The 25,007-nt window shown below is 62.4% G+C and carries 23 protein-coding genes and 1 pseudogene; 11 read left to right on the top strand and 13 right to left on the bottom strand.

Going from position 1 to position 25,007, the window contains the following annotated elements; genetic code table 11:
• Nucleotides 1-65 precede the first annotated feature (65 nt).
• The 4 genes from pal (at nucleotide 66) to CU110_RS08230 (ending at nucleotide 2,286) form a co-directional block, all read left to right on the top strand.
• Nucleotides 66-575, top strand: a complete 510-nt coding sequence (pal, locus tag CU110_RS08240) for a peptidoglycan-associated lipoprotein Pal (protein ID WP_065392600.1) — start codon at nucleotides 66-68, stop codon at nucleotides 573-575.
• A 138-nt stretch (nucleotides 576-713) separates the two neighbouring features.
• Nucleotides 714-1,091 (top strand): YbgF trimerization domain-containing protein, encoded by a 378-nt coding sequence (locus CU110_RS16880; protein WP_240665323.1) that lies wholly within the window; start codon nucleotides 714-716, stop codon nucleotides 1,089-1,091.
• A complete protein-coding gene (gene ybgF / locus CU110_RS16875) occupies nucleotides 1,039-1,497 on the top strand; it encodes a tol-pal system protein YbgF (protein WP_240665322.1) in 459 nt (152 codons plus the stop codon). The genes CU110_RS16880 and ybgF overlap by 53 nt, the downstream gene beginning before the upstream one ends.
• A gap of 24 nt (nucleotides 1,498-1,521) precedes the next feature.
• Complete coding sequence (locus CU110_RS08230; protein WP_077376482.1) at nucleotides 1,522-2,286, top strand: YciK family oxidoreductase; 765 nt, start codon at nucleotides 1,522-1,524, stop codon at nucleotides 2,284-2,286.
• A gap of 8 nt (nucleotides 2,287-2,294) precedes the next feature.
• Here CU110_RS08230 and CU110_RS08225 read toward each other — a convergent pair whose 3' ends face one another.
• Complete coding sequence (locus CU110_RS08225) at nucleotides 2,295-2,981, bottom strand: HAD-IA family hydrolase (RefSeq protein ID WP_084208694.1); 687 nt, start codon at nucleotides 2,979-2,981, stop codon at nucleotides 2,295-2,297.
• Nucleotides 2,978-3,694, bottom strand: coding sequence for a bifunctional 2-polyprenyl-6-hydroxyphenol methylase/3-demethylubiquinol 3-O-methyltransferase UbiG (ubiG, locus tag CU110_RS08220; protein ID WP_103751442.1), 717 nt, complete (start codon nucleotides 3,692-3,694; stop codon nucleotides 2,978-2,980). The genes CU110_RS08225 and ubiG overlap by 4 nt, the downstream gene beginning before the upstream one ends.
• Nucleotides 3,695-3,873: 179 nt before the next feature.
• Here ubiG and mtnA point away from each other — a divergent pair, with 179 nt between their 5' ends.
• From mtnA to CU110_RS08205, 3 genes are read left to right on the top strand one after another with little or no spacing between them, the layout of a single operon-like run.
• Nucleotides 3,874-4,902, top strand: coding sequence for an S-methyl-5-thioribose-1-phosphate isomerase (gene mtnA, locus CU110_RS08215; RefSeq protein ID WP_127735449.1), 1,029 nt, complete (start codon nucleotides 3,874-3,876; stop codon nucleotides 4,900-4,902).
• A gap of 42 nt (nucleotides 4,903-4,944) precedes the next feature.
• Entirely contained in the window at nucleotides 4,945-5,829 is an 885-nt protein-coding gene (galU, locus tag CU110_RS08210; RefSeq protein WP_077376470.1) for a UTP--glucose-1-phosphate uridylyltransferase GalU, read from the top strand.
• 3 nt (nucleotides 5,830-5,832) lie between these two features.
• Nucleotides 5,833-7,119: a nucleotide sugar dehydrogenase gene (locus CU110_RS08205; protein ID WP_084208692.1), complete on the top strand. Its 1,287-nt coding sequence runs from the start codon at nucleotides 5,833-5,835 to the stop codon at nucleotides 7,117-7,119.
• Nucleotides 7,120-7,122: 3 nt separating this feature from the next.
• On the opposite strand, the gene CU110_RS08200 is transcribed toward CU110_RS08205, so the two are convergent.
• Nucleotides 7,123-8,211, bottom strand: a complete 1,089-nt coding sequence (locus CU110_RS08200; RefSeq protein WP_084209718.1) for an alcohol dehydrogenase family protein — start codon at nucleotides 8,209-8,211, stop codon at nucleotides 7,123-7,125.
• The gene (locus CU110_RS08195) at nucleotides 8,174-8,743 is read right to left on the bottom strand and encodes a Fe-Mn family superoxide dismutase (RefSeq protein ID WP_127735446.1); all 570 of its coding nucleotides are present in this window, start codon (nucleotides 8,741-8,743) and stop codon (nucleotides 8,174-8,176) included. Before CU110_RS08195 ends, CU110_RS08200 begins: the two co-directional genes overlap by 38 nt.
• Before the next feature lie 89 nt (nucleotides 8,744-8,832).
• On the opposite strand from CU110_RS08195, the gene CU110_RS16870 reads away from it, so the two are divergent.
• The 3 genes from CU110_RS16870 to CU110_RS08185 are packed head-to-tail and all read left to right on the top strand — an operon-like array spanning nucleotide 8,833 to nucleotide 14,907.
• Entirely contained in the window at nucleotides 8,833-9,882 is a 1,050-nt protein-coding gene (locus CU110_RS16870) for a POTRA domain-containing protein (protein ID WP_240665321.1), read from the top strand.
• Entirely contained in the window at nucleotides 9,764-10,720 is a 957-nt protein-coding gene (locus CU110_RS16865) for an autotransporter assembly complex family protein (RefSeq protein ID WP_240665554.1), read from the top strand. The genes CU110_RS16870 and CU110_RS16865 overlap by 119 nt, the downstream gene beginning before the upstream one ends.
• Nucleotides 10,721-10,737: 17 nt before the next feature.
• Nucleotides 10,738-14,907: a translocation/assembly module TamB domain-containing protein gene (locus CU110_RS08185; protein WP_164850320.1), complete on the top strand. Its 4,170-nt coding sequence runs from the start codon at nucleotides 10,738-10,740 to the stop codon at nucleotides 14,905-14,907.
• 67 nt (nucleotides 14,908-14,974) lie between these two features.
• Here the strand turns inward: CU110_RS08185 and CU110_RS08180 are convergent, their stop codons facing one another.
• Nucleotides 14,975-15,451 carry a YchJ family metal-binding protein gene (locus tag CU110_RS08180; RefSeq protein WP_084209716.1) on the bottom strand — a complete coding sequence of 159 codons (477 nt, stop codon included), beginning with the start codon at nucleotides 15,449-15,451 and terminating at the stop codon, nucleotides 14,975-14,977.
• Nucleotides 15,452-15,500: 49 nt separating this feature from the next.
• Between CU110_RS08180 and msrA the strand changes: the two genes are divergently transcribed.
• Nucleotides 15,501-16,139, top strand: coding sequence for a peptide-methionine (S)-S-oxide reductase MsrA (msrA, locus tag CU110_RS08175; RefSeq protein ID WP_084208689.1), 639 nt, complete (start codon nucleotides 15,501-15,503; stop codon nucleotides 16,137-16,139).
• A 42-nt stretch (nucleotides 16,140-16,181) separates the two neighbouring features.
• On the opposite strand, the gene CU110_RS08170 is transcribed toward msrA, so the two are convergent.
• From CU110_RS08170 to CU110_RS08135, 8 genes and pseudogenes are all read right to left on the bottom strand, one after another.
• Complete coding sequence (locus CU110_RS08170) at nucleotides 16,182-17,348, bottom strand: dicarboxylate/amino acid:cation symporter (protein ID WP_084208688.1); 1,167 nt, start codon at nucleotides 17,346-17,348, stop codon at nucleotides 16,182-16,184.
• A gap of 25 nt (nucleotides 17,349-17,373) precedes the next feature.
• A pseudogene (locus CU110_RS08165) lies at nucleotides 17,374-18,357 on the bottom strand (hydrolase); the annotation flags it as partial.
• A 5-nt stretch (nucleotides 18,358-18,362) separates the two neighbouring features.
• The gene (gene pepQ / locus CU110_RS08160; RefSeq protein WP_084208687.1) at nucleotides 18,363-19,727 is read right to left on the bottom strand and encodes a Xaa-Pro dipeptidase; all 1,365 of its coding nucleotides are present in this window, start codon (nucleotides 19,725-19,727) and stop codon (nucleotides 18,363-18,365) included.
• Complete coding sequence (locus CU110_RS08155; RefSeq protein WP_127735437.1) at nucleotides 19,705-20,595, bottom strand: LysR family transcriptional regulator; 891 nt, start codon at nucleotides 20,593-20,595, stop codon at nucleotides 19,705-19,707. Before CU110_RS08155 ends, pepQ begins: the two co-directional genes overlap by 23 nt.
• Before the next feature lie 108 nt (nucleotides 20,596-20,703).
• The gene (locus CU110_RS08150) at nucleotides 20,704-21,741 is read right to left on the bottom strand and encodes an oligopeptide/dipeptide ABC transporter ATP-binding protein (protein ID WP_127735434.1); all 1,038 of its coding nucleotides are present in this window, start codon (nucleotides 21,739-21,741) and stop codon (nucleotides 20,704-20,706) included.
• A complete protein-coding gene (locus CU110_RS08145; RefSeq protein WP_127735432.1) occupies nucleotides 21,656-22,735 on the bottom strand; it encodes an ABC transporter ATP-binding protein in 1,080 nt (359 codons plus the stop codon). The genes CU110_RS08150 and CU110_RS08145 overlap by 86 nt, the downstream gene beginning before the upstream one ends.
• 20 nt (nucleotides 22,736-22,755) lie before the next feature.
• Entirely contained in the window at nucleotides 22,756-23,736 is a 981-nt protein-coding gene (locus tag CU110_RS08140; RefSeq protein ID WP_077376435.1) for an ABC transporter permease, read from the bottom strand.
• Nucleotides 23,733-24,779, bottom strand: coding sequence for an ABC transporter permease (locus CU110_RS08135; protein ID WP_077376432.1), 1,047 nt, complete (start codon nucleotides 24,777-24,779; stop codon nucleotides 23,733-23,735). Before CU110_RS08135 ends, CU110_RS08140 begins: the two co-directional genes overlap by 4 nt.
• Nucleotides 24,780-25,007 lie beyond the last annotated feature (228 nt).

Genomic DNA, 25,007 nt, shown 5'->3' with positions numbered 1-25,007 from the left:
TAGAATGCATCCGAGTCACAAAGAAAGGCTTGGCATTCGTTTTCATTAGAGCAAGGAGTTTTACAATGCAGTTCACCCCGTATGCAAAAGGTCTGTTGGTTGCCCTGTCCCTGAGCGTCATGGCCGGTTGTTCCAGCAGCGGTGGCGCCCAGGACGGCGACATGGATTCAGCCAACAGCGGTGCCAACACTGCCGGCATGAACTCTGGTGCCAACACCAACGGCAACCAGATGAGCAACGCTTCCATGCCTGACGTGCGTACCATCTACTTCGCATTCGACAAGGACACCATCCGTCCTGAATTCGAAAGCGTCCTGATGGGCCACGCCCAGTACCTGAAGGCCAACACCAGCGCCAACGTCGTTCTGGAAGGCCACGCTGATGAGCGCGGTACTCGTGAATACAACCTGGGTCTGGGCGAGCGTCGTGCCAAGTCTGTCGCACGCTTCCTGACTGTTCAGGGTGTGTCTCCGTCCCAGATCGAGATCGTCTCCTACGGTGAAGAGCGTCCGGCCGTTCAAGGTCACGGCGAATCTTCCTATGCCAAGAACCGTCGTGTGGTCTTCGACTACTGAGTTCGGCAATCTCTCTGAGGTCCCTGCGGGATAACAGAGACGCTTGAAACTTGTGTTGAGCAGGCCTGAGTCGCAAGGGCAACCTTGAGGCTCGGGCCTTCTCGCACGGCAACATGATGATTCGGCGGAGCCGACAGCATGAAAGACAGCCTGAAATGGTTGTGCGGTGTGGGAGCCCTGGCGCTTCCGTTGTCAGTTGCAGCCGCACCCGCAGTGGAAGACCTTACCGTACAGTCCAACTCGCTTTATCAGCAGGCCAACACTCGCTTGAGTGGTGGCGGCACCCTGACCCTTCTCAACCAGCTTGATGAGCAGGCCCAGGAAATTGCGCGGCTGCGCGGGCGTGTCGATGAACTGGAATATCAGTTCAAGCGACTCACCGAGATGTCGCAGCAACGGTACCTGGACCTGGAGCAACGTGTTTCGGGAACAAGTCCAGCCGGTGAGAACGGTCAGGAGGTCGATGCGCAGACCGCAGCCGCGGTCAGTGGTGGTGCGGGTAGCTGGTGCGGGTAGCAATGCCAGCAGCGCCAATGCCTCCAGTGGAGGAGATGCCCAGAAGGATTACGAGAACGCCTTTGCCAAGGTGCAGTCGCGTGATTTCGACGGAGCGATCGATGCCTTTGAATCCTTTGTGGTGGATCACGGGGATTCCAATCTCGCGGCCAATGCCCATTATTGGTTGGGGGAATTGTATTCCGCGAAGAATCAACTGGATGCTTCTGCCCAGGCCTTTGATACTGTCATCAGTGAGTTCTCGCAATCCAGCAAGGTGCCGGATGCGATGTACAAGCTGGGACTCGTCAAGGCGCGGCAGGGCAAGGCGCAGGAAAGTCGCAAGCTGCTCGAGGAACTGGTTCGCCAGTACCCCGACAGCAAGGCCGGCGGAATGGCCAAGGATTTCCTCGCCTCTGGCGCATGACAGCGTTCAGGACGGGATATCCTCATGGCGGAATGCAAGATCGATTATCAGGCACCAGCGGATCTGCTGAAAGGGCGAATCATTCTCGTGACTGGTGCAGGCTCGGGCATCGGTCGTGAAGCAGCCATTGACTATGCCAGGCATGGCGCGACCGTCATCTTGCTGGGGCGCACCATTGCCAAGCTCGAGGAAGTCTATGACGAGATCGAAGCATTGGGGGCTCCTCAGCCAGCGATCTACCCGCTGAACTTCGAAGGGGCCACGCTCAAGGATTACCAGCAGATGGCGGAAACGCTCGACAAGGAATTCGGGCGACTCGATGGGGTGCTGCACAATGCCAGTCTGCTGGGCAAGATCACCCCGTTCGAGCAGTATGATCCGGCGTTGTGGGAGCAGGTCATGCAGGTCAACATCAATGGGCCTATCTGGATGTTGCAGGCGCTGCTGCCACTGCTGAAAGCGTCTCGGGATGCGTCCGTGGTGCTGACGAGTTCCAGCGTCGGCCGCAAGGGGCGTGCTTTCTGGGGGGCCTACAGTGTCTCGAAGTTCGCCACCGAAGGCTTTTCACAGCTCTTGGCACAGGAACTCGAGAATACCAGTCAGGTCCGCGTGAATACCCTCAATCCCGGTGGGACTCGAACGTCGATGCGCAAGTCGGCCTTCCCGGCGGAAGACCCGGATACCTTGCGTACGCCAGCCGACATCATGCCAAGCTACCTGTGGCTGATCGGTCCGGAGAGTCGTGGCCGCACCGGCGAGATGTTCGATGCCCAGCCGCCCAGGACGTGAGCGCCGCGTCAGCGCAGTTCCGCTGCGCGCAGAGCGGCATTGATGACTTCTTCCGAGGTGTCGAACCACACATCGGCAGGCCAGGCGTCCACATCATCCCCGTCGCGGACGTAGCCATAGCGCACGGCGACCGCCAGCATGCCCGCCGCGCGCGCCGCCTGCATGTCGCGATCATGATCCCCGAGATACCAGCATCGTGACGGTTCGACGCCGAGGAGGCGGGCCGCCTCCCACAATGGCTCAGGATGGGGCTTCTTGACGGGCAGGTCATCGGCGCACAGCAGACAGCCCGGTGTGAGCGCCAGGGACTCGATCAGCGGCTCGGCGAACTGACGCGGCTTGTTGGTCACGATCCCCCAGGGCAGGCCGTTGCGCTGACAGATCTCGATCAGGGCGTCATAGCCCGGGAACAGCTCGCTGTGGGCCGCGACATCACGGGCATAGAAGTCCAGCAGGCGTGTACGCTCCTCGGCATGCGAGGGATGATCGATGTCGTGACCCAGCGCCAGTCTCACCAGGGCGCTTCCGCCATGCGAGACCTCGGCGCGAATCACCTCATAGCTCAGTTCCGGCAAGGCATGATGGCTACGCAGCTCGTTGGTCGCACGCGCCAGGTCCGGCGCAGTGTCCACCAGGGTGCCATCGAGATCGAAGATCAGCGCAGCGGGACGGGGCAGTGCGGCCGGCAGACTCATGCGAGTTCGTCTTCCGTCGGGCGGCGCGTATGCATCAGATAGTTGACGCTGAGGTCGGCGGTGTTGAGGCGATATTTCCGGGTCAGCGGGTTGTAGGTCATGCCGGTGGAACCCTCCATCTTGAGGCCCGCCTCACGCGTCCAGCGGCCAAGCTCAGCCGGGCGGATGAACTTGCGGTACTCATGCGTGCCGCGTGGCAGCATCTGCAGCAGGTATTCGGCACCGATGATCGCGAAGGCGTACGCCTTGGGATTGCGATTGATGGTCGAGAAGAACACCTTGCCTCCCGGCTTGACCAGTCGCGCGCAGGCGTTGATCACCGAGGAAGGGTCAGGAACATGCTCGAGCATCTCGAGACAGGTCACGACATCGAATTGTCCCGCCATTTCCTCGGCGGCAGCTTCCGCGGTGGTCTGGCGATAATCGACTTCCACACCGGATTCCAGCTGATGCAGGCGTGCCACTGACAGCGGGGCTTCACCCATGTCGATCCCGGTCACGGTGGCGCCACGGTGAGCCATGGCCTCGGACAGGATGCCGCCGCCACAGCCGACATCAATGACTCGCTTGCCCGCCAGTCCGGCATGGGTGTCGATGTAATCGACGCGCAGCGGGTTGATGTCGTGGAGTGGCTTGAACTCGCTGTCGCGGTCCCACCAGCGGCTGGCGAGCGCGGAGAATTTGGCGATTTCGCTGGCATCGACGTTGCCCAGATGATCCGGGGCAGTGGAATCTTGCTTGGCGTCGCTATGGCTCATGATCGGATCCTTACCGTTACGGAAGTGCATCGCAAGCATGCACGCCCCTGTACAGACGCGTCACCCTCGGGCACGATTCCTCCATTCTAATCCGCCTGTCGTCGCGGGTCAGCGGTAACTGCAAAAAACTCGTCATGACGGGAACTTGCGGCGAGACCCGAGAGATCGAACTGCGGGATGCAGACGGCGTGGCTCGCGCCATTGCCGACATGGTAGTGCGTGGTGCACCGGCCATCGGCATCGCGGCCGCCTATGGTGTGGCACTGGAGGCGGTTCGCGCCGCACATGAGGGCGGGGCATGGGGGGCGCGTCTGGAAGCGGCCTGCGAGGTTCTGGCGGCTTCTCGGCCGACGGCGGTCAATCTGTTCTGGGCGCTGGATCGCATGCGTACGGTGATCGCTGCGCACGCCATGCGTGAGCTTGCCCCCCACGAGGCACTGTTGCGGGAAGCCGTGCGCATTCATGAGCAGGATCTCGAGGACAATCTGCGCATGGCGGAATTCGGTGCGCAGGTGATTGCCGCGTCCCTGACGGCCGACACCCCCCACTGTGAGGTGATGACCCACTGCAATACCGGTGCGCTGGCGACTGGGGGGCACGGTACCGCCCTGGGCGTGATTCGCACGGCGTATGCTCAGGGGCTGATCAGCCGCGTCCATGTCAACGAGACACGCCCCTGGTGGCAGGGGGCTCGACTGACCGCCTGGGAACTGGTGCAGGAAAAGATTCCCGCCCGACTGGCCGTGGAGGGTGCCGCCTCGCTGATCATGCAATCCAGGGACGGCGATGGCGATGTGCGCTGGTTGATCGTCGGTGCGGACCGCATCGCGGCCAATGGCGACACGGCCAACAAGATCGGCACCTTCTCCCTGGCGGTCCAGGCGCGTGCCCACGGCGTCAAGGTGATGGTGGTGGCGCCCCTTGCCACCTTCGATGCCAGTCTGGACAGTGGGGCCGCCATCCCCATCGAGACTCGCGATGCCGATGAGCTGCGTCAGGCAGGAAATCGCAGGATCGCTCCCGATGAGATCGAGGTCTTCAATCCGGTCTTCGATGTCACACCGCATGAGTATATTGATGCCATCGTCACCGAGCATGGTGTGGTAGAGTCGCCCGATAGCGACAGTGTGGGCGCCCTGTTGGGGCGCGCCCAGCGTCGCTGATCGTCACGATCTGCCACGACATAGACACAAGGAAGACGCTTCATGATACGCAAGGCTGTATTGCCTGTTGCAGGTCTCGGAACTCGTTGCCTGCCGGCCTCCAAGGCCATCCCCAAGGAAATGATCACCATCGTCGACAAGCCGGTGATCCAGTATGTGGTGGAAGAAGCGGTTGCGGCGGGTATCAAGGAAATCGTCCTGGTCACCCATTCCAGCAAGAATGCCATCGAGAACCACTTCGACAAGCACTTCGAGCTCGAGACGACTCTGGAAGCCAAGGGCAAGTTCGAGCTGCTCGAGGAACTTCGTCACATCATTCCGGATGACGTCAAGATCATCAGCGTGCGTCAGCCGGAACCGCTGGGTCTGGGCCATGCGGTGCTGTGTGCCAAGCCAATCGTCGGAGACGAGCCTTTCCTGGTGATGTTGCCGGACGTGCTGGTCGACGGCGAAGGTCTCGAGAAGAATGACCTGGCGCGGATGATGGAGGCCTATGAAGCCACCAATGCCGCCCAGATCATGGTCGAGAACGTGCCTCAGGAGATGGCCTACAAGTACGGTATCGTCGCCATCGATGGCGAGACGCCGGAAGCGGGCAAGTCCGCGATGATCAGCGGGATGGTCGAGAAGCCGGCTCCGGGCACCGAACCCTCCACTCTGGCGGTGATCGGCCGTTACCTGCTGCCGGGTCGTATCTTCGAGTTGCTCGAGAATACCCCGCCGGGTGCCGGTGGCGAGATCCAGCTGACCGATGCCATCGATACCCTGCGCGATGACAAGGCGGTCGCCGCCTATCGCATGGCCGGTGATACCTATGACTGCGGCCATCAGCTGGGCTATCTGGAAGCCACCATTTCCTTCGCCAAGCGTCACCCGAAATTCGGGGAAGGCTTCCGCGAGCTGATGACCCGCTATCAGGAGAAATGAGCCATGCAGGTGCTGGTGCACGGAAGCGAACTGGCGGCTGCCACGGCCAGTGCCGCCTTGGCGAGTGTCGGCCACAATGTCTGGTGGTGGCCGCATGAAGACATGGACTGGGAGTCACTGGACCGGGTCGACTGGCTGAACAGTGAGCCGGGCCTGCGAGAGCGGCTGGACCGCCACGTCGAACGTGGCGATCTGACGCTGGTGAAGGGGCTTGGTTCACTGCGTCGCATCGATGTGCACTGGGTGGCCGTCTCGCCGGATCAACGTGAGGGTGCTCTGGCGCGTATCGAGCAGGTCGTCTCGACACTCGCGGAGCCGACGGTGCTGGTCAACAATTCGACCTTCCCTGTCGGGACCACCGAGCGTTTCGAGGCGCTGCTGTCGCGGGATGATCAATATGCGGTGGCCTTGCCGGACATGCTGGAAGAGGGGCGCTCACTGGCGACCTTCGAGCGCCCCGCGCGCTGGTTGCTGGGCAGCGAGTCCGAGGTCGCGACACGTCGCGTCCAGGAGCTTCTGCGCGCCTTCAATCGTCGGGAAGATGTCTTCCAGATCATGCCGCGCCGCGCCGCCGAGCTGACCAAGCTGGCCATCAATGGCATGTTGGCGACCCGGATCAGTTACATGAACGAAGTCGCCGGGCTTGCGGATTCCCTCGAGGTGGACGTCGAGTACGTGCGCCAGGGCATGGGCGCCGACCCGCGCATCGGCTTCGGCTATCTGTATCCGGGCTGTGGCTTCGGTGGTCCCAACTTCTCGCGCGACCTGATGCGTCTGGCCGATGTCCAGCATGAGACCGGACGTGAATCGCTGCTGCTCGAGCATGTTCTCGACATCAACGAGGCCAAGAAGGAGACTCTGTTCCGCAAGCTGTGGCAGCACTTCGATGGCGAGCTGCGCGGTCGCACCATCGCCATCTGGGGGGCGGCGTTCAAACCGGGCACGGCGCGTATCGACCATGCGCCGGTGTTGACGCTGCTCGAGGCGTTGTGGGCTCAGGGCGTGCGCGTTCGTGTGCATGATCCGGCGGCGCTGTCCGCGTTGGGCGAGGCCTGTGGCGCTCACCCCTTGCTGGAGCTGGTCGATGGCAACATGTACGACGCCCTCGAAGGGGCGGACGCCCTGATGCTGGTCACCGAATGGAAGTGTTACTGGAATCCAGACTGGCAGCGTCTCAAGCGTGAGCTGGGCGCGAAGCTGGTGCTGGACGGTCGCAATATCTATGACCCCAGCTACGTGGCCAGCCAGGGGCTGACCTACCGAGGCATCGGGCGTCGCGCGACGCCGTGATCATCAGGCCCAGGGCTCAAGCACGAACTTGCCGACATGGGTCTTCTCGAGGAAGGCCTTCTGGGCCTTGGCGATATCCTTCAGCGGGAAGCTCGCCGCGATCAAGGGGCGAATCTCCCCGCGCTCCACGTAGCGCACGAGATTGGGGAAGGTCGCCTTGCACCAGGCGGTGGTGCCCAGCAGGCGGAGATTCTTGAGGTACAGATCACGCAGGTCCAGGGTGACCATGGGCCCGGCGATGGCGCCGGTGGTCACCAGCCGGCCTCCACGTGACAACAGCTTGAGCATCACCGGGAAGTCATCGCCGGCGACATTGTCGACCACCAGATCGACGGATTCATGCCCGAGTTCGGCGACCAGGTCCGCATGGCGATCAAACAGTCTGTCGACCCCCAGCGTTCGCAGGGCCTCATGCTTGGAAGCGCCTGCCACAGCATAGACGATGGCGCCACGTCGCTTGGCCAGTTGCAGGGTGGCGGAGCCGACGCCGCCCGACGCGCCGGTGACCAGTACACGTTCGCCGGATGTGAGCTCGGCCTGTTCCAGCATGTTCTCCGCTGTGCCATAGGCGCAGGGCAGTGAGCCCAGTTCCACGTCGCTCCAGTCACATTCAACCGGGAAGACGTCACTGGCCCGGATACTGACGAATTGCGCGAAGGCGCCATCGAAGTCAGAGCCCATCCATTCGTTTTCCAGTGACTCCCAGCCTGCACTGCGCATGCAGGCCCGCACCAGTACGCGCTTGCCGAGCAGCGCTGTGTCGGCACCTTCGCCGAGCGCGACCACTTCACCACAGCAGTCGGTTCCCTGGATCAGGGGGAAGGGCGTCTCGCCCTTCCAGCCACCTTCAGGCGGGACCGGCTTGTCGATTGTCGTCTCGCCAGCCGAGGTGTCGTGCTGGCTGCTGGCCTGGTTCGTGGCCGTGGTGATGCTGGAGGAATACCAGCCAAGGCGCGTATTGATCTCGGTATTGTTCATGCCAGCCGCCAGTACCTTGATCAGCACTTCCCCCTTGTCTGGCACAGGGACAGGCCGTTCTTGCGCCTCGAGGCGTTCATAGCCGCCGTGGCCGGTGGTCACGATGGCGAGCATGGTGTCGGGTAACGAGGAGGTCGTTGCGGTAGTCGACGTAGTAGGCGTGTTCCCAGACGTCGACGGTCAGCAGCGGGGTCTGGCCTGCCTTGGCGATCGGGGTGTCTGCGTCGTCAGTGTTGACGATTTCCAGCTCGCCCTGAGCGTTCTTGACCAGCCAGGTCCAACCGGAACCGAAGTTGCCGGCAGCGGAAGTGTTGAAGGCTTCCTTGAAGTCAGCGACGGAGCCCCACTTGGCCACGATGGCATCTGCCAGCGGGCCTGTCGGCTCGCCACCACCGTTCGGAGACAGGCAGTGCCAGTAGAAGGTGTGGTTCCACACCTGAGCTGCCTGGTTGAACAGGCCGCCCTGAGCGCTCTGGATGATGTCTTCCAGAGACTTCTCTGCGTCCGCAGTGCCTTCGACCATGCTGTTGAGCTTGGTGACGTAGGCCTGGTGATGCTTGCCGTAATGGTACTCAAGGGTCTCGGCGGAGATGGTCGGCTCGAGTGCGTTCTTTTCGTACGGCAGTGCCGGGAGTTCAAATGCCATGGGGGATAAGCTCCTTTTCAAATGTGCAATTAGCGTGAAAAACCTTGTGAATCCAGATAGCTACGAAGCCAGAGGCTGCGAGAGTCGCAGTGCTTTGCACTATAGCACTCGTGTTCCTGCAGGCCAACGCCGCCGGGACCTGCTGGCGGGAGCCGCTGGTCCTGTGCACCGGCCTGCTGCTGGCACCACAGGCATTGGCGCTGGATGCCGCGGTGAAAGGGCTGAAAGGCGCCGCTGCCACCAACGTGGTCAATTATCTGGCGGGGCTGACGTTGGAGGAGGATGTCCCGGCCGAGCGCTACGAGGACGAGATCATCCGGCGCATCCAGGAAGCGCTGCAGGCCTTCGGTTACTACGACGCTCAGATCACTCTCCGCTATCCCGAGAAGGGGTTGCTGGGGGGCGATGATGTGGTGGTGACGGTGGATGCCGGTGAGCCGGTCACCATCGAGACACTGGAGCTGCGACTCGAGGGCGACGCCGCGCGCGACAAGGTCATGAAGAAGGCGCTGGCCGATGCCAACCTCGAGGAAGGCGATGTGCTGCGTCACTCTCGCTACGACAGCCTCAAGTCGACTCTGGCGTCGCTCAGTCTCGAGCGCGGCTATTTCGATACCTCCTTCTCCCAGCAGCGCATCGAGGTGCGCCCCTGGTTGCACTCGGCACGTATCTATCTGGTCATGCAGAGCGGTCAGCGTTACCGCTTCGGCGATATCACCTATCTCAACAGCCAGATAGAGCTGGATCGCGTCAAGGCCATGCAGCCGTTCCAGACGGGGGATTATTACGAAGCCGGCAAGCTGACCCAGTTCAACCAGCGGCTGAGTGAGGCAGGCTGGTTCCGCTCGGCCGCCATCAAGCCACAGCTCAATCCGGGCGCTGAACTCAAGACCACCAGCCCTGACAGCAAGATCAAGACGCGCAACGTCAAGAGCCTCCGGCAGCGACACGCCGGTACTGACTGGCGATGCGCTGGAGGCGGCGGTCAAGACGGCCAACGGTCCCATCATTCCCGTGGACATCAGCCTGATTCCCGCCGACCGCCACAAGTTCGAGACGGGCATCGGTTACGCCACGGATGTCGGGCCACGCCTGCAGTTCAGCTGGGAGATGCCGTGGGTCAATCGCTATGGCCATAGCATGACCAACAGCCTGTTCCTCTCCTCACCGGAGCAGACCTTCGAGGGTGAATACCGCATGCCCTTGGCTGACCCGCTCAAGGACAGCTATGTGCTGGAGTACGGGGTGGCCATCGTCGACGACGATGATGAGACCAGCAATGAAACGACAGTGCGTTTCGGGCGTGAGTGGAAATTCGACAATGGCTGGCAGCAGAAGATTTACCTGGGCGCGAGCTATGACGACTTCACCATCGCCTCAGATACTGGTCAGGTGTTTCTGCTGTATCCGGGGGTCAGCTGGACGCGGACACGAACTCGTCCCAAGGCCTTCCCCATGTGGGGGGATCGTCAGAAGCTGACGGTAGAGTACGGCAATCAGATCTGGGGATCTGATGAAAACTTCGTGTGGACCCAGTTCGATACCAACTGGATTCGCTCCATCGGCAACAATCACCGTTTCGTGGCGCGTGCCGGTATCGGTAACCTCGACACCGATAACTTCCACGGCATGCCCAACTCCAAGCGCTTCTATGCTGGCGGCGACAGCAGTGTTCGCGGTTACTCCTACGAGAGCCTCTCGCCGGAAGATGATGACGGGGATGATGAAGGCGGGAGTTCCCTGCTGACCAGCAGTCTGGAATATGACTACCGCCTGACCGGTGACTGGTGGGGCGCGGCCTTCTATGACGCTGGCAACGCCTTCGATGGCTGGGATGCCCTGGAGCTCAAGACGGCGGCGGGCATGGGGATTCGCTGGATCTCCCCGGTGGGCCCGATTCGCCTCGATATCGCCCATCCCTTCGATGACGATGACAACGATTATCGCATTCACTTCTCGATCGGGCCGGAGTTCTGATCAGAAAAGATATGGAGATGTTGGAATTGTCTAATCCCTATGTACGTCGGGGCGGCCTGGTCATCCGGTTGCTGATATGGCTGCTCGTGTTCCTGATCGGGCTGACGATGCTGCTGGTCGGGGGCGTGTTGTCCCCGTGGGGCACAGGGCTCGTGCTCGATCAGGCACGCTCACGTGGCTTCATCGATTATTCGCAGGCCTCAGGTTCACCGCTGGAAGCGCTGTCGCTCAAGGACGTCTCGCTGGACCTGCCGGGACTGGCCGTCACTGCCGACTCCCTGTCGCTGGCCTGGGGCGAGGACTGTCTGCTCCAGGGCAAGCTGTGTCTCGAGTCGCTTGAGTCCAGCGGGCTCGCCATCACCCTGAGTGATAGCGGTGCCAGCGAGGAGCCTGAGCCAGAGAGCGGTGAGAGTCTCAACGTGCCCATCGTGGTGCCGATTCCCATCGAGGTGCGCAAGGTCGCCATTGATGACTTCGCCCTGGCGCTGGCGGATGGCAGTCGCGTCACCTTCGATCACTTCCATACCTCGGCCGCGCTATCGGTGAGTACGCTGACGCTGGGCGAGACACGCCTGATCACCAGTCGTTTCATTCCGGCTGATGCCGTCGCGGCTCAAGCGACGTCTGACACTGTGAGTCTCGAGGGGGTGAGCATCACGCCTGAGGCGCAGCAAGCGGCGAGCGCAGTGGTCAACGCTCAGAGGGTGGCGCCACAAGCCGAGACCGCCGCCAGGGCCATCTCGAACAAGGCCATCACGGATGATGCCGCAGAGCCGGCTGGCAAGACTGCAGACAAGACCTCAGATGAGACAGCGCAGGCCGGGCGCATCGCCTTGCCGGAGGTCTATATTCCGCTGACCATCGAGGTCCCTGATCTGGCCATTGAAGACTTTGCGCTCAAAGGGCCGAGCCCGTATGAGGTCAGCCGTCTGTCGCTGGCGCTCAAGGCGGAAGGGCATGACATCACGCTCTCGCGTCTCGAGGTCGACTCGCGTGACGTGAATGCCGATCTCGTGGCGCAGGTCACGCTCAAGGACGAGTATCCCCTGAGCGCCACGCTCAATGCCGAGACCCTGATCGACCCCGTGCGTCATGAAAGGCTCCGCCTGTCGCTTGAGGGCTCGCTGGCGGATCTTGAGGCCTCTCTCAAGGCCGACGGACCACTGGCCGCCGAGCTTGTGGCCAGCGCGGATGTGCTGGACAGTGATCTGCCCTTCGAGGCGCGTCTGAGCGCCAAACGGATCACCTGGCCCTTTGCCGCCGCCAATGACGCAGCGGGTGATGCTGCTCTTGCGCCTCAGAAAGAGGCCCAGACTGCGCATCAGGACAACGCAGCCAAGCACATCGCCAAGAGCCAGTCTGCCTCCTTCACGCCTGACTATCTCGTCGAGAATCTGGCACTGGTCGCCAAGGGCTCACTGTCAGGCTATACGACCACGCTGGATGCCATCATCGAGGGCCGTGACATTCCGCGTGCCACCGTGTCATTGGCAGGCGACGGCGATCTCGAGCATTACCGTTGGCAGCCGCTCAAGATCGCGCTCAAGCGTGGCTCCGCGACGACCCGCGGTGAGATCCAGTGGAAGGAAGGACTCCGGGTCGTGGCCCAGCTGGCGCTCGACAAGCTGCATCCCGAGGATCTGCTGCCGGCCCCGACCGGTGGAGGGCAGAAAGCCGTGCGCGGTGAGCTGAGCGGCAATCTCGCGGCCAGCTTCCATCAGCCACTGCAAGGCCCGTGGGCCGTCGATGTCAGCAAGCTGGATATCCATGGCACCTTGCTCGAGCGGCCGCTCACGCTGACCGGCAAGCTTTCAGGCAATGCCGACATGCAGTGGAACGTCGACGCGCTGGAGCTGCGCCAGGGGCAGAACCGCCTGAGCGCCAACGGCAAGATTGCCAAGACCATCACGCTTGCCGCCAATATCGATTTCCCGGCGCTCTCGACCCTGATGCCGGATGTCGCGGGTGAGCTCAAGGGCAAGATCGATGCCACGGGCACCCTCGACAAGCCGCGACTGGCGAGCAACTTCACGGGACGACGCCTGCAGATCGGGGAGAATCGTATCTCTGACATGGCGCTGTCTGCCGGGGTCGATGCCCGCAAGCGTGGTGTGGATGACCCGGCACTGGATATCGCCCTCAACGCCGACGGCGTTCGGGCTGGCGGACAGCAGATCGCGACGGTCGCGCTGACGCTGGGGGGCTTCCTGAGCGACCACACCTTGCAGTTCGATACCGAGATGGCCGGCGAGATGCCATTGTCACGTCTGGGACTGACCCTCAAGGGCGGGCTCGACAAGGCGCGTGAGCATTATCGCGGTGCGCTGTCTCCGCTGACGGCGAATACCGACTTCGGGGACTTCAACTTCGACACGCCGGCACGCTTCGATGCCAATCTCGCCAAGGGCACCGTGCTGGTGCAGCCGTTCTGTCTGAGTCGGGAACAGGGGGGGCAGATCTGTGTCGCCGAGCCCTTGAGTGCGGGCAATGACGGCCAGGCCGTGGTGACGCTCGAGGGGATTCCCCTGGACATGGCCCAGAGCGCCATGCCGGAGAGCTGGACCATCGGCGGTGCCACGGGCGGCAAGATCACGGCAAGCTGGAAGCAGGGTGGCCAACGCTGGAATGCGGACGCGGAGCTGGCAGGCAAGTTGACACTGGCCGGGGAAGACGCCGATGGCAATGCCTGGTCGCTGCCGGAAACCACCTTGCAACTGGCGTTGGAGGCCACGCCCGAGAAGGCTGATCTCGACACCCAGATTCGCCTCGACAGTGCTGGCGGCATCGGGCTCACCGTGTCGGTCCTCGACCCGGCGGGCGCAGGTCAGCTGGATGGCTCGCTGGCCATCCGCGATATCGACCTCTCTCCGTATCGTCCGCTGGTGGCGGGCATGACTCAGCTGGAGGGCAAGCTGGCGGGTGACGTCAAGGTCGGCGGCAATCTGAGCCTGCCGTCGTTGACCGGCCCGATCGCGCTGACCGGCGTCAAGGTACAGGGTGAAGGGCTGCCGGTGTCGCTGTCGGATGCCCAGTTCACCGTCGACTTCGATGGCAACAGTGCCGATATCGAAGGGTATCTGGTGGGCAATGATGCGCGCTGGGGTATCGATGGCGAGGCGGCCTGGCCGACCCTGGATGACTGGACGGCGGCATTGAATCTCGACGGTGCGAAGAATCCGCTCGAGCTCAATATCGCCGGGATCGGGCGCATGCGTGTCGCACCGGATCTCGAGATCGATGCCAGCCCCACGCTGCTCAAACTGCGAGGTGACGTCAATGTGCCGTGGACACGCATCGAAGTGGACCAGGTGCCGCCGTCTGCCGTGTCACCCTCCAGTGACACCATCATCATCGAGCGTCCCAGTGATGAGGACAGCTCCAACCCGGCTGAGCTGGCGGATGGCAGCGATACCGCCAAGGCGCTCAATGAGGCCGGCATGGCGCTGGATGTGAGGATCGGCATCCATATCGGGCCAGATGCTCGCCTGGAGGCGATGGGGCTCAAGACCAGGCTCAGAGGCGATCTCGATGTGCGCCAGTCCAAGGGCGGTGTGCAGGTCTTCGGTGAGGTCAATCTCGTCGACGGGACCTACAAGAGCTTCGGGCAGGACCTGCAGATCAGCAAGGGGCAGGTATTGCTGGCCGGTCCGCCCTCGAGTCCGCGTCTGAATATCGAGGCGATACGTGATCCTGACAACACCGAGGACGACGTGACCGCAGGGGTGCGTGTGACGGGGCTTGCCTCCTCACCCAGCATCGAGATCTTCTCGGACCCGACGATGGATGAGTCGTCGGCACTGAGCTATCTGCTGCGCGGCGAAGGCCTGGACAGTGATACCAGCAGTGACAGTGCGGTCACGTCCGCCTTGATCGGCATGTCGCTGGCGCAAAGTGGCCAGGTGGTCGGACAGATCGGGGAAACCTTCGGCGTGAGGGATCTGAGTCTGGACAGTTCCGGTAGCGGGGATGACAGCCAGGTGGTGGTCAGCGGCTATATCGCCCCGGATCTGAAGCTCAGTTACGGCGTCGGGCTGTTCTCGCCGATCGCGGAGCTGACGCTGCGCTACAAGCTGTTCCGCAATCTGTATGCCGAAGCGGTGTCCGGTACGGCGCAGGCCGTGGATCTGCTCTACAGCTTCTCATTGGGTCGCAGTGAGCTGGCGCCCAGAGTCGGCAAGGACAGATGACACGCCAGGCCAATTGATTGCCACAGATTCAGCCCCCATCGATAGCGTCGGTGGGGGACGGTCAGCGTCATGCCGTGCAGCAACGCTTGATCTTCTTGCCGCTGCCACAGGGACACAGGCTGTTGCGCCCTGGCGTCAATGTCTGCCACTCGGCATCACCGTCGACATAACGCCAGTGATGGCCATCATGATGAAATCGGCTAAGTTCCTGCAATCGTTGGAACTTTCCCTGCTCGAAGAAGGTGGCGTGAAAGCGTACCATGCCGGTATCGGCATCTTGTCCGCTGTCCAGAATCTCCAACGCCAGCCATTGCGGGCCAGCACCTTCCAGGTCGGCGCGTGCTGGGCAATGTGCCGCGTCCCAGCTGTCGATGAGGAAGTCGCTCAGCGCGAGGCAGAAGGCACTGTAGCGGGCGCGCATCAATTGCTCAGGGCGTTCGGCGCGGGTGATGTCCGCATGAATCGGCTGACAGCAATCGACGTAGCGTCGTGCCTCAGCGGTGTTGGGCTGGCAGGGGCAGATCTTGGGGGGCAGAGATGACATCATTGAACCTATACACGATTGCACGACGCGACACAGGAGAGAGTCCGCCATGTGGAAGACGCAAGACAAGCAGGCCATTCCCTCGGCAGAAGATGCCTTGCCGGGGCGCGAACAGCCGCTGCAGATAATGGGTACCCATCACGTCAATGGGCGCTCGATTGTACCTCCCTATCCCCAGGGATGTGAGGAGATCGTGCTGGGACTGGGATGTTTCTGGGGCGCGGAGCGTCTGTTCTGGCAGCTGCCGGGCGTCGTGGTGACGGCCGTCGGGTATGCTGGCGGCCATACGCCGAACCCGACCTACGAGGAGACCTGTACCGGCAAGACCGGACACACCGAAGTGGTACGTGTGGTGTTCGATCCGACGGTCATCGGTCTGCCGGAGATCCTGCGTGCCAGCTTCGAAGCGCACGATCCGACGCAAGGCATGCGTCAGGGCAATGACATCGGCAGCCAGTATCGCAGTGCGATCTACTACGTCGATGACGCGCAGCGTGAGATCGTCGAGAAGAGCCTGGCGGATTATCAGCAGGCGCTCAATCAGTCCGGTCTTGGACGGATCACCACCGAGATCGCTCCGCTCGAGACATTCTATTACGCGGAAGATTTCCATCAGCAGTATCTTGCCAAGAATCCGGGCGGCTATTGTGGCCTGAAGGGCACGGGGATCAGCTGCCCGATCGGCTAGCTGGCGGGCGGCGAGCGCATGTACGGTCTGCCCTGATCGGCTTCAGCGATACCGCTGGCGATCCTGTTCGGCTTCGGCGAAGCGATCGATCCACTGTACCAGCGCGCCGTCACCCGCCACATTGCAGGCCGTGCCGAAGCTGTCCTGCGCCAGATAGAGCGCCATCATCAGGCCGACGGCGGCAGCATCGAACCCCAGCAGACTCTGGAGCACTCCGACCGATGTCATCGCGGCGCCGCCAGGCGAGCCCGGCGCGGCGATGATGGTAACCCCGAGTGCGGCAATGAACGGCAACAACGACATCAGGTCGGGCTGTGGCAATGCCGGTGTCACCAGGATGACACCGATGGCGCAGATGGTCAGCGTGATGGCGCTGCCACACATGTGGATCGTGGCAAGCAGCGGAATGGCAAAGCTCGAGACCGAGGGCGAGATATGATTCAGACGCGTCTGGCGCACGGTCACGGGGATCGTCGCGGCGGATGACATGGTGCCGGCGGCAGTGAAGTAGGCCGGCAACATGTTGCGTAGCGCCACCAGCGGTGCACGGCCGGTACTCATGCCACTGGCGAGGTAGAGAAGACTCAGCCACAGCCAGTGCAGGGTCAGCGCGAGAATCAGGATCATGCCGAAGCTTTTCAGCGTGTTGGCCACCGTGCCGGCGATGGTCATCTCGCAGAAGAGTCCGGCGATATAGAAGGGCAGTGCCGGTATCAGTGCCTTGGCGATGAAGCGCTCGACGATGTCACGACCACCGTCGGCAAGATTGCGCAGGCCATCATGGCCGGTGGCGGAGATACCGATCCCGAACAGGAAAGCCGTGACCAGTGCGGTGCTGATATCGGTCAAGGGGGGGATGTCCAGCGCGAAATAAGGTTGGAGCACCATCGGGTGACTGGCGGGCATCTGGGTGTGGCTCACGATATGTGGCACCAGTTCGAGACCCACCACCGCCGACATCAATCCGGCCAGCGTGGTAGAGGCATATGCCAGCACCATGGTCAGTGCCAGCAGCCGCCCGGAGGAGCGCTCGAGACGTGCGATGCCGCTCATGATGAAGAACAGGATGATCAACGGGATGGCATACTCCAGCAGCTCGCCGAACAGCACCTTGAAGGTGAGCAGGCTGCGCACGAGGATGTCCGGGGCCCACTGACCCAGCAGTACACCGGCGACGATGCCGAGTACCAGACGAAAAATGAGGTTCATTATCAGACCAATAGAGCTGGCGCGTGATTCTGCGTGCCAGCCAGGACGACAGGCGACCGCGCCGCCACTCGATGAAGCCGACATGCCCGCCGCGTTCGCTCAACTCGATCCGCACCGCTTCAGAGGGCTGCGGGAAGCGCGAGAACAGATCACGAGGCATGAAGGGATCGTCCAGCGACTGCAATATCAGGGTCGGTAGCTCGATGTCTCGCAACAGCCGGCCGGCCGAGGCGCGGGAGTAGTAGTCACTGGCCGAGGAAAACCCATGCAAGGGCGCCGTGACTTCGTTGTCATAGGCCCAGAAGCTGTTCAACTGCGTCAGCTGGTGCGCACCGATGGAGATGGGCAGCGGCCCGTTGGCCAGCTTGGCGGCCACCTTGGCTTTCATGCTCTTGAGCAGATGTCGCTGATAGAGTCGCGAGCTGCCCTGATTCAGCACGTCGGAGCTTGCCGCGAGATCCAGTGGTGCGCTGATCGCGATCGCCCCGGCGAGGTCCAGCCCATCTCCGCCTTGTTCCGCCACCAGCTTGAGCAGCATGTTGGCCCCGAGAGATACGCCACAGGCCACCTTGAGGGCATGAGGGTAACGCCTGCCCATCTCCCCCAGAACCCAGTAGGCATCCGCCGTGTCACCACTGTGGTAGGCCCGCGGCAGTCGGTTGGGCGATTGCCCGCACCCCCGGAAATGCATCAGCACGGGCCGCCACCCCAGACGCGCTGCCGCATTGAGCAGATCCCGAGCGTAGGGTGACTCCAGATTGCCTTCCAGGCCATGGAACAGCACGAACAGCGGGGCGTCATCGGACAGTTCAACTTCCCGTTCGCGACGGCTGTTGCCATCACTGGTCACCCAGGATAGCTCGACGAAATCACCGTCCGGCAGGTTGAGTATCTCGGTGCGGCGAGACAGCGGGGCGCGAGGCAGCAGGCGGGGCAGCAAGGTCTGGACATGGCGATTGCGCAACCCCAGAGCGGGCCGGAACTCGGAGGTGAAGATCGAATGAGGCATGCTGCTCACAATCCGGTGTCGGGGCTGCGCGTCAGGTTCTCGGCGCCATCGGCGGTGATGACCAGATTGTCCTCGATTCTGACACCGCCATGAGGCGCCAGGGCGTCTACCAGTGACCAGTTGATCGCCTTGCCCCGTGCATCGCTGCGCAGTGGCTCGAGAAGCATGGGAATGATGTAGCACCCCGGCTCGATGGTGATGGCCATGCCAGTCTCGAGTACGCGGGTCAGGCGCAGCATCGGGTGACCTTCCGGAGGGTGACGCACCTCACCGCTGGTGTGATCCGGAATTCGACCCGCGACATCATGCACCTGAAGTCCCAGCAGGTGCCCGAGACCATGCGGACAGAAGGCGGCGGTGATGCCTTGTGCGACCTGCTCCTCGGCAGGCAGGGAAACCACGCCCAGTTCACGCAGCAGCTCCCCCAGCTCACGATGCATTTCCAGGTGAAGCTCGACGTAATCGACCCCGGGCGCCAGTCTGGCGATCAGGCGCTTCTGGAGTGCCTCCACGCCCTCGATGAGTGAGCGGTAAAGGGGCAGCGCGTCATCACCCGCCCAGCTGCGGGTGATATCGGAGGCATAGCCGTGCACGCTGGCACCGGCATCCACCAGCAGGCTGCGGCGGGAATCAGGCGTCTTCAGGCCATAGTGCTGGTAATGCAGTACCGCGGCATGTTCGTTGAGGCCGACGATATTGCCGTAGGGCACATCGGATTCGCGTTGGCGGGACGCGCCGAGATATGCCAGCTGGATATCGAGTTCCGCACCGCCCTCCATGAAGGTCCGCCGGGCAGCCAGGTGGCCACGGGCAGCGCGCAGGCTGGCCTCTCTCAGACAGGCGATCTCGAATTCGCTCTTGCAGACGCGCCCCTCGTCCAGCTGACGGACAAGCCCGAGCGGATTGGGCAGCGCCTCAAGCTCGCTGACCACCTCCGGCTGAAGCTCGGCGATCTCACCCACCAGCGCCACGCGGCCCTCGGGACGCTCCGGCAGTGTCGGCTTGCGCAGATGCACGATCTCGAAGCACGCAGCCCAGGGGGCGATGTCAGGTGTCGGCAATGTGGGCGACAGGTGCCAGAAATCATCAGGGGCATACAGATAGAGCGTTGGACGCTCACCCGGACGAACCAGCAGCCAGCTATCGCTCAGGCCTGCCATCGGCACCCAGTGAAGGAAGTGAGCATGGGACTTGAAGCTGGCATCCTGGTCATCGGCGAAATGCCGTTTCGGCTTGCCGCTATGCAGCACGATGGCGTCCAGATCATGCTGTTGCATGGCAAGCTCATAGCGCGCCTGCAGCGCCGCCAGATGCGCGCGATGTGCCTCGGCATGGGTCAGTGCGGGGTCATTCAGGCGAGGTTCGAACATCTGTCTTCCTTGGCTCTCGCGGGCGATAGAGTCGAATATGCAGTGGCAGATCCCAGCGTTCATCTCCGGCGCGCACCAGCTGCCCGCTGGCCATCTCCGCGGCCGCCAGACGCTGTGGCAACCAGCCGATGCCGTAGCCCTGCAGCACCAGTGCCTTGATGTTGGCTGCCTGGATGTTCTCGTTCATGGTCACCAGGTGTGCCTGGACGGGCACCTGAGCCAGGTGAGCCGTCAATGAGGTCGCGATGACGGCGCGGGGGTGAGGGCTGATGAACGGCAAGGGATTGCGACGCGTGCCCGGCAGGGGGTGAAGCGGGCTGCCATCCGCCTGGGGCGCGCATAGCGGAATGAAGCACTCCTCACCGACTACCAGGTATTGATAACTGTCCAGCTCAAAGCCGAGGTCCACACGTGCCTGAGGCCAGTAACACATGGCCAGATCACACTCGCCGCGATCCAGACCATGAAAGTAATCCGCCGCCAGCCAGCCCGTCGCACGCAGATAGGGAAACACCTGCTCCCGCAGCTGGTGCTGATCCAGCCATTCGGGCAGGAAATGTGATACCAGCGATTGCGGCGCACCGAGCGAGATCTTGCTGGCCTGCTGCTGGGCCATGTCCTGCAGACGTTCACGCGTGATGCGTACCCGCTCGGTAATCTGCTCGCACAGCTGGAGAAACTCATCCCCGGCAGGGGTGAGTGACAGTGGCAAGGTCTGGCGATTGATCAATGTGGTGCCCATCTCCTCTTCCAGCAGTTTGATACGGCGAGAAAAGGTGGGCTGAGAGACATTCTGTGCATCGGCTGCCCGTGAAAAGTGACGGGTCTGAGCCAGAACGATGAAGTCTTCGAGCCAGCGTATTTCCATGGATTCGGTGTGCCTCGTCGGCCTGTCAACAGGCCATGTCAGGAGGTCGGGCGCACATCTCTGCGGACGTGTCACACCAGGGTATCTTGCGGGGAGGTCAATGGCGCCTCAGTCGATTCTGCCTTCCTCGACGGCATGGCAGGCCACCTGACCACCCTCGATGGCGATCAAGCGCGGGATCTCCCGACGGCAGCGTTCATTGGCATGCGGGCAGCGGCCATGGAAGACGCAGCCCGATGGCAGATTCACCGGGGTCGGCACCTCACCCTCCAGGCGGATGTGATTGGGCTTGTCATCATGCAGGCGCGGTATCGCCGACATCAGTGCCTGGGTGTAGGGATGTCTGGGGCGAGCGAACAACGAGCGAGTGTCCGCCAGCTCACACAGGGTCCCCAGGTACATCACGGCGACACGTGTCCCGAAGTGCTCTACCACGGCAAGATCATGGGTGATGAACAGGTAGGTCAGATCCCGCTGTTCCTGCGCATCCATCATCAGATTGAGCACCTGAGCCTGAATCGAGACATCCAGTGCCGAGATCGGCTCATCGGCGACGATGAACTCGGGGTCCACCGCCAGTGCGCGGGCAATCGAGATGCGCTGGCGCTGGCCACCGGAGAACTCGTGGGCATAGCGCTTGCCCCAATCCGGGTCGATCCCCACCGAGCGCATCACTTCCTCGATCTTGTCGCGGATCTCACCATCCTTCAGTGTCGGCTGGTGGAAGCGCAGCGGCTCCTCCAGCGTCTGCTGGATGGTCATGCGGGGATTGAGCGACGCATAGGGGTTCTGGAAGATCATCTGCATGCGACGGCGATAGGGCAGCAGGTCCCTGGGTGCCATGTCATCGATACGTGTCCCGTCGAACCGTATCTCCCCGCCACTGGGCTTGAGCAGCCCCATCACGGTACGTGCGACCGTCGACTTGCCACAGCCGGACTCGCCGACGACACACAACGCCTCGCCCCGCTTGACGTCGAGAGTGACGCCATTGATGGCATGCACGTACTCCTGCTTGCGCCGCAGGCGTCCCTTCTCGAAGGTCAGCTGTTCGAGGAAGTCACCGGACAGCGAGAAACGTTTCTCGAGATCGCGGATCTCGACCAGGGTGTCGCCGAGCGCGGCACTTGTCCCGCTGGCGGGCATCGGTGACGATCGGGGTCCACGACTCTCCTTTCACCATCGCCTGCACCATGTGGCAGGCCACCTTGCAATTGCCGGATGCCACGAAGGCGGGCACCTGCTCATGACAGACATCCGCCGCGAAATCACAGCGCGGATTGAAGGCGCAGCCAGCCGGAATCTTGGTCAGCGTGGGCATCGAGCCGCGAATCTGATTCAGGCGACTACCGGGCGTGGCCATCTGGGGCAGGGCGTTGATCAGCCCCTGGGTATAGGGGGGCTGAGCATCATTGATGATCTCGCGGGTCGGGCCCTGCTCGATCACGCGGCCGGCATACATCACCAGGGTGCGCTGGGTCACCTGGCTGACGACACCCAGGTCGTGGGTGATCAGGATCAGCCCGACATTGTGCTTCTCGCACAGCAGCAACAGCAGCTCCATGATCTCGGCCTGGATGGTCACATCCAGTGCGGTGGTCGGCTCATCGGCGACGATGATGTCCGGGTCCAGCAGCAACGCGATGGCGATGATGATGCGCTGACGCATGCCACCGGACAGCTCATGCGGGTACTGATCAAGACGCTTTTCCGGTGAGGGAATGAAGACCTGATTGAGCTTGTGCAGGGCGATGGCACGCGCATCCTTGCTGGAGATGCGGCGGTGCGCCTTCAAGCACTCGATCATCTGTTCGCCGATGGTCAGCACCGGATTCAGCGTCATCATCGGGTCCTGGAAGATCATCGAGATGCGATTGCCGCGAATCGATTGCATCGCCTTGGGCTTCATGGTGTTGAGCACTTCGCCATCGAATTTGATCTCGCCGCCGGCGATGTAGCCGGGCTTGGCGATCAGATTCAGGATGGTGAAGGCGGCGACCGACTTGCCGGCCCCCGACTCGCCCACGATGCCCAGGCGTTCGCCACGTTCCAGCGTGAAACTGACGTCGCGCAGGGCGCGGACCTCGCCGCCTCGCATGGCGAAGCGGACATCGAGGTGGTTGACTTCAAGTAATGCCATTGTCTTGATTCCTCGCGGCTTCAGCCCTTGTAGAGGCGGGGGTTCATCACGTCACGCAGCCAGTCGCCCAGCAGATTGATCACCAGTACCAGCAGAATCAGCACGCCACCGGGAATCAGCGTGATCCACCAGCTGCCTGACTGCAGATAGTCGAAGCCGGATTTGATCAGTGAGCCCAGTGACGGCTGGGTTTCCGGCATGCCGAGGCCGAGGAAGGACAGCGCCGCCTCCGAGATGATCGCGTTGGCGATCTGCACGGTGGAGATGACGAAGATCGGCGACAGGGTATTGGGCAGAATATGGCGGAACATGATGCGGCGGGAGCGGAAGCCCATCACCCGTGCGGCATCGACATATTCCTTGCTCTTCTCCGCCAGCACGGACGCCCTGACGGTACGCGCATACTGGGGCCATTCCGCCAGCCCGATGATCAGGATCAGCAGGATCAGCGCATAGTCCGAGAAGGCGGCGCCACCGAAGGTCGCCTTGATGATGGCACCCACCACGATGGCCACCATCAGGGTCGAGAACGACAGCTGGATATCGGCCATGCGCATCAGGAAGGCATCGACACGTCCCCCCAGATAGCCCGCCAGCAGCCCGAAGGTCACGCCGAGCAACGCCTGCAGAATCACGGCACCGAAGCCGATCAGCAGCGACACGCGCGTGCCGTACAGAATGGTGGAGAGCAGATCTCGCCCCTGGGCATCGGTGCCCAGCAGGAAGGCCGGATCACCACCCGCCATCCACGCCGGCGGAAGCTCCGAGTTCATGATGTCGATGGTGGCCAGGTCATAGGGGTCCGCCGGGGCGATCCACGGGGCGAGAAAGGCCCCGAGCACCATGGCGATGAAGACCAGCAGGCAGGCCTGGGCCATCCAGTCACGCTTGAAGCTGTAGACCAGATAGGACTCACGGAAGCGCTGCCAGCGTCCGGGAACCGCGATGGAGCTGGTCTTCGGAGTGACGGGCGTATGGGTCTCGGAAGTGGAATGGCTCATGCCGATTTCCCCGCAAGCTTGACGGTGGGGTTGACCAGACCGTAGATCAGGTCGACGAGCGTATTGGTGATCACGAAGATCACGCCGACCATCATCAGGTAGGCCACGATCAGCGGAATGTCGGAGCGGGTGATGGCCTCGAGGAACATCAGGCCCATGCCCGGCCACTGGAAGACGGTCTCGGTCAGGATGGTGTAGGCCACCATGGTGCCGATCTGCACGCCGCCGACGGTGATCACCGGCAGCATGGTGTTCTTCAGTGCGTGCAGGAAGTAGATGCGCTTGAGGCCGATCCCCTTGGCACGTGCGAACTTGATGTAGTCCGACTGCAGGACCTCCATCATCTCGGCGCGAATCAGGCGGATGAACAGCGGCAGCATGATCGAGGCCAGCGAGATGGCCGGCAGTACCAGATGCCAGAGGCCATCGGCGGTGAAGAAGCCGCTGGACCAGGGGCCTGCCACATGGACCAGCTCACCCCGCCCGTAGGAAGGCATGCCGCCATCGGTGGAGAGCATGCCGTTCAGCACACTGCCCCAGGGGGTATCACCGGGGAACCAGTCCACCGTGACGCCGATCGCGAACAGCTGGATCAACACGATGGCGGTCAGGAACACCGGCACCGAGATCCCGATGATCGAGGTGCCCATGAACAGGCGTGACAGCCAGTTGCGTGGGCGGATCGCCGCGAACACGCCGATGGGGGCAGAGAGCAGGATGATGATCAGGCTCGAGGCCATCACCAGTTCCAGCGTGGCGGGCAGGTGCTTGAGAATCACCTCGGTCGCTGGCTGCTTGTAGAAATACGAGGTGCCGAGATCCCCTTGCAGGGCATTGCCGGCAAAACGCAGATATTGGGTGATGAAGGGGTCGTTGAGCCCCATTTCATCGCGCATGACTTCACGCTGGGCTTCTGACACGGCCTGGCCGGTCATCTCGCGCAGCGGGTCGCCCAGGTTGTCCTGAATGGCGAAGCTGATGATGCTGATCACGAACATGACCAGTACGGCGTGCATCAGGCGTTTGATCAGAAAGGCAATCATGGATCGCCACCTTCCTCGTGAACATCACGGTCTCGCGCGCGGCGGCCTGGTCTGGCTGGCCAATCGCGCTGGGTGTCAGGAGTCCCGCCTGTCGCTGGCCTGTCATCGGGCACAGGCTCCCCAACCCATCACCGAGAGGCGATGACCAAGGGGAAGGAACAGGCGGGGGTAAGTCGTCGCCTTCAGCCAAGCAGGGCAACCAGAGAGCTCACGTTGCCTATCTCCGGT

Source organism: Cobetia sp. ICG0124 (genome assembly GCF_004006355.1).
GTDB classification, from domain to species: Bacteria; Pseudomonadota; Gammaproteobacteria; order Pseudomonadales; family Halomonadaceae; genus Cobetia; species Cobetia marina.
This window is presented reverse-complemented; position numbering and strand designations above follow the sequence as displayed.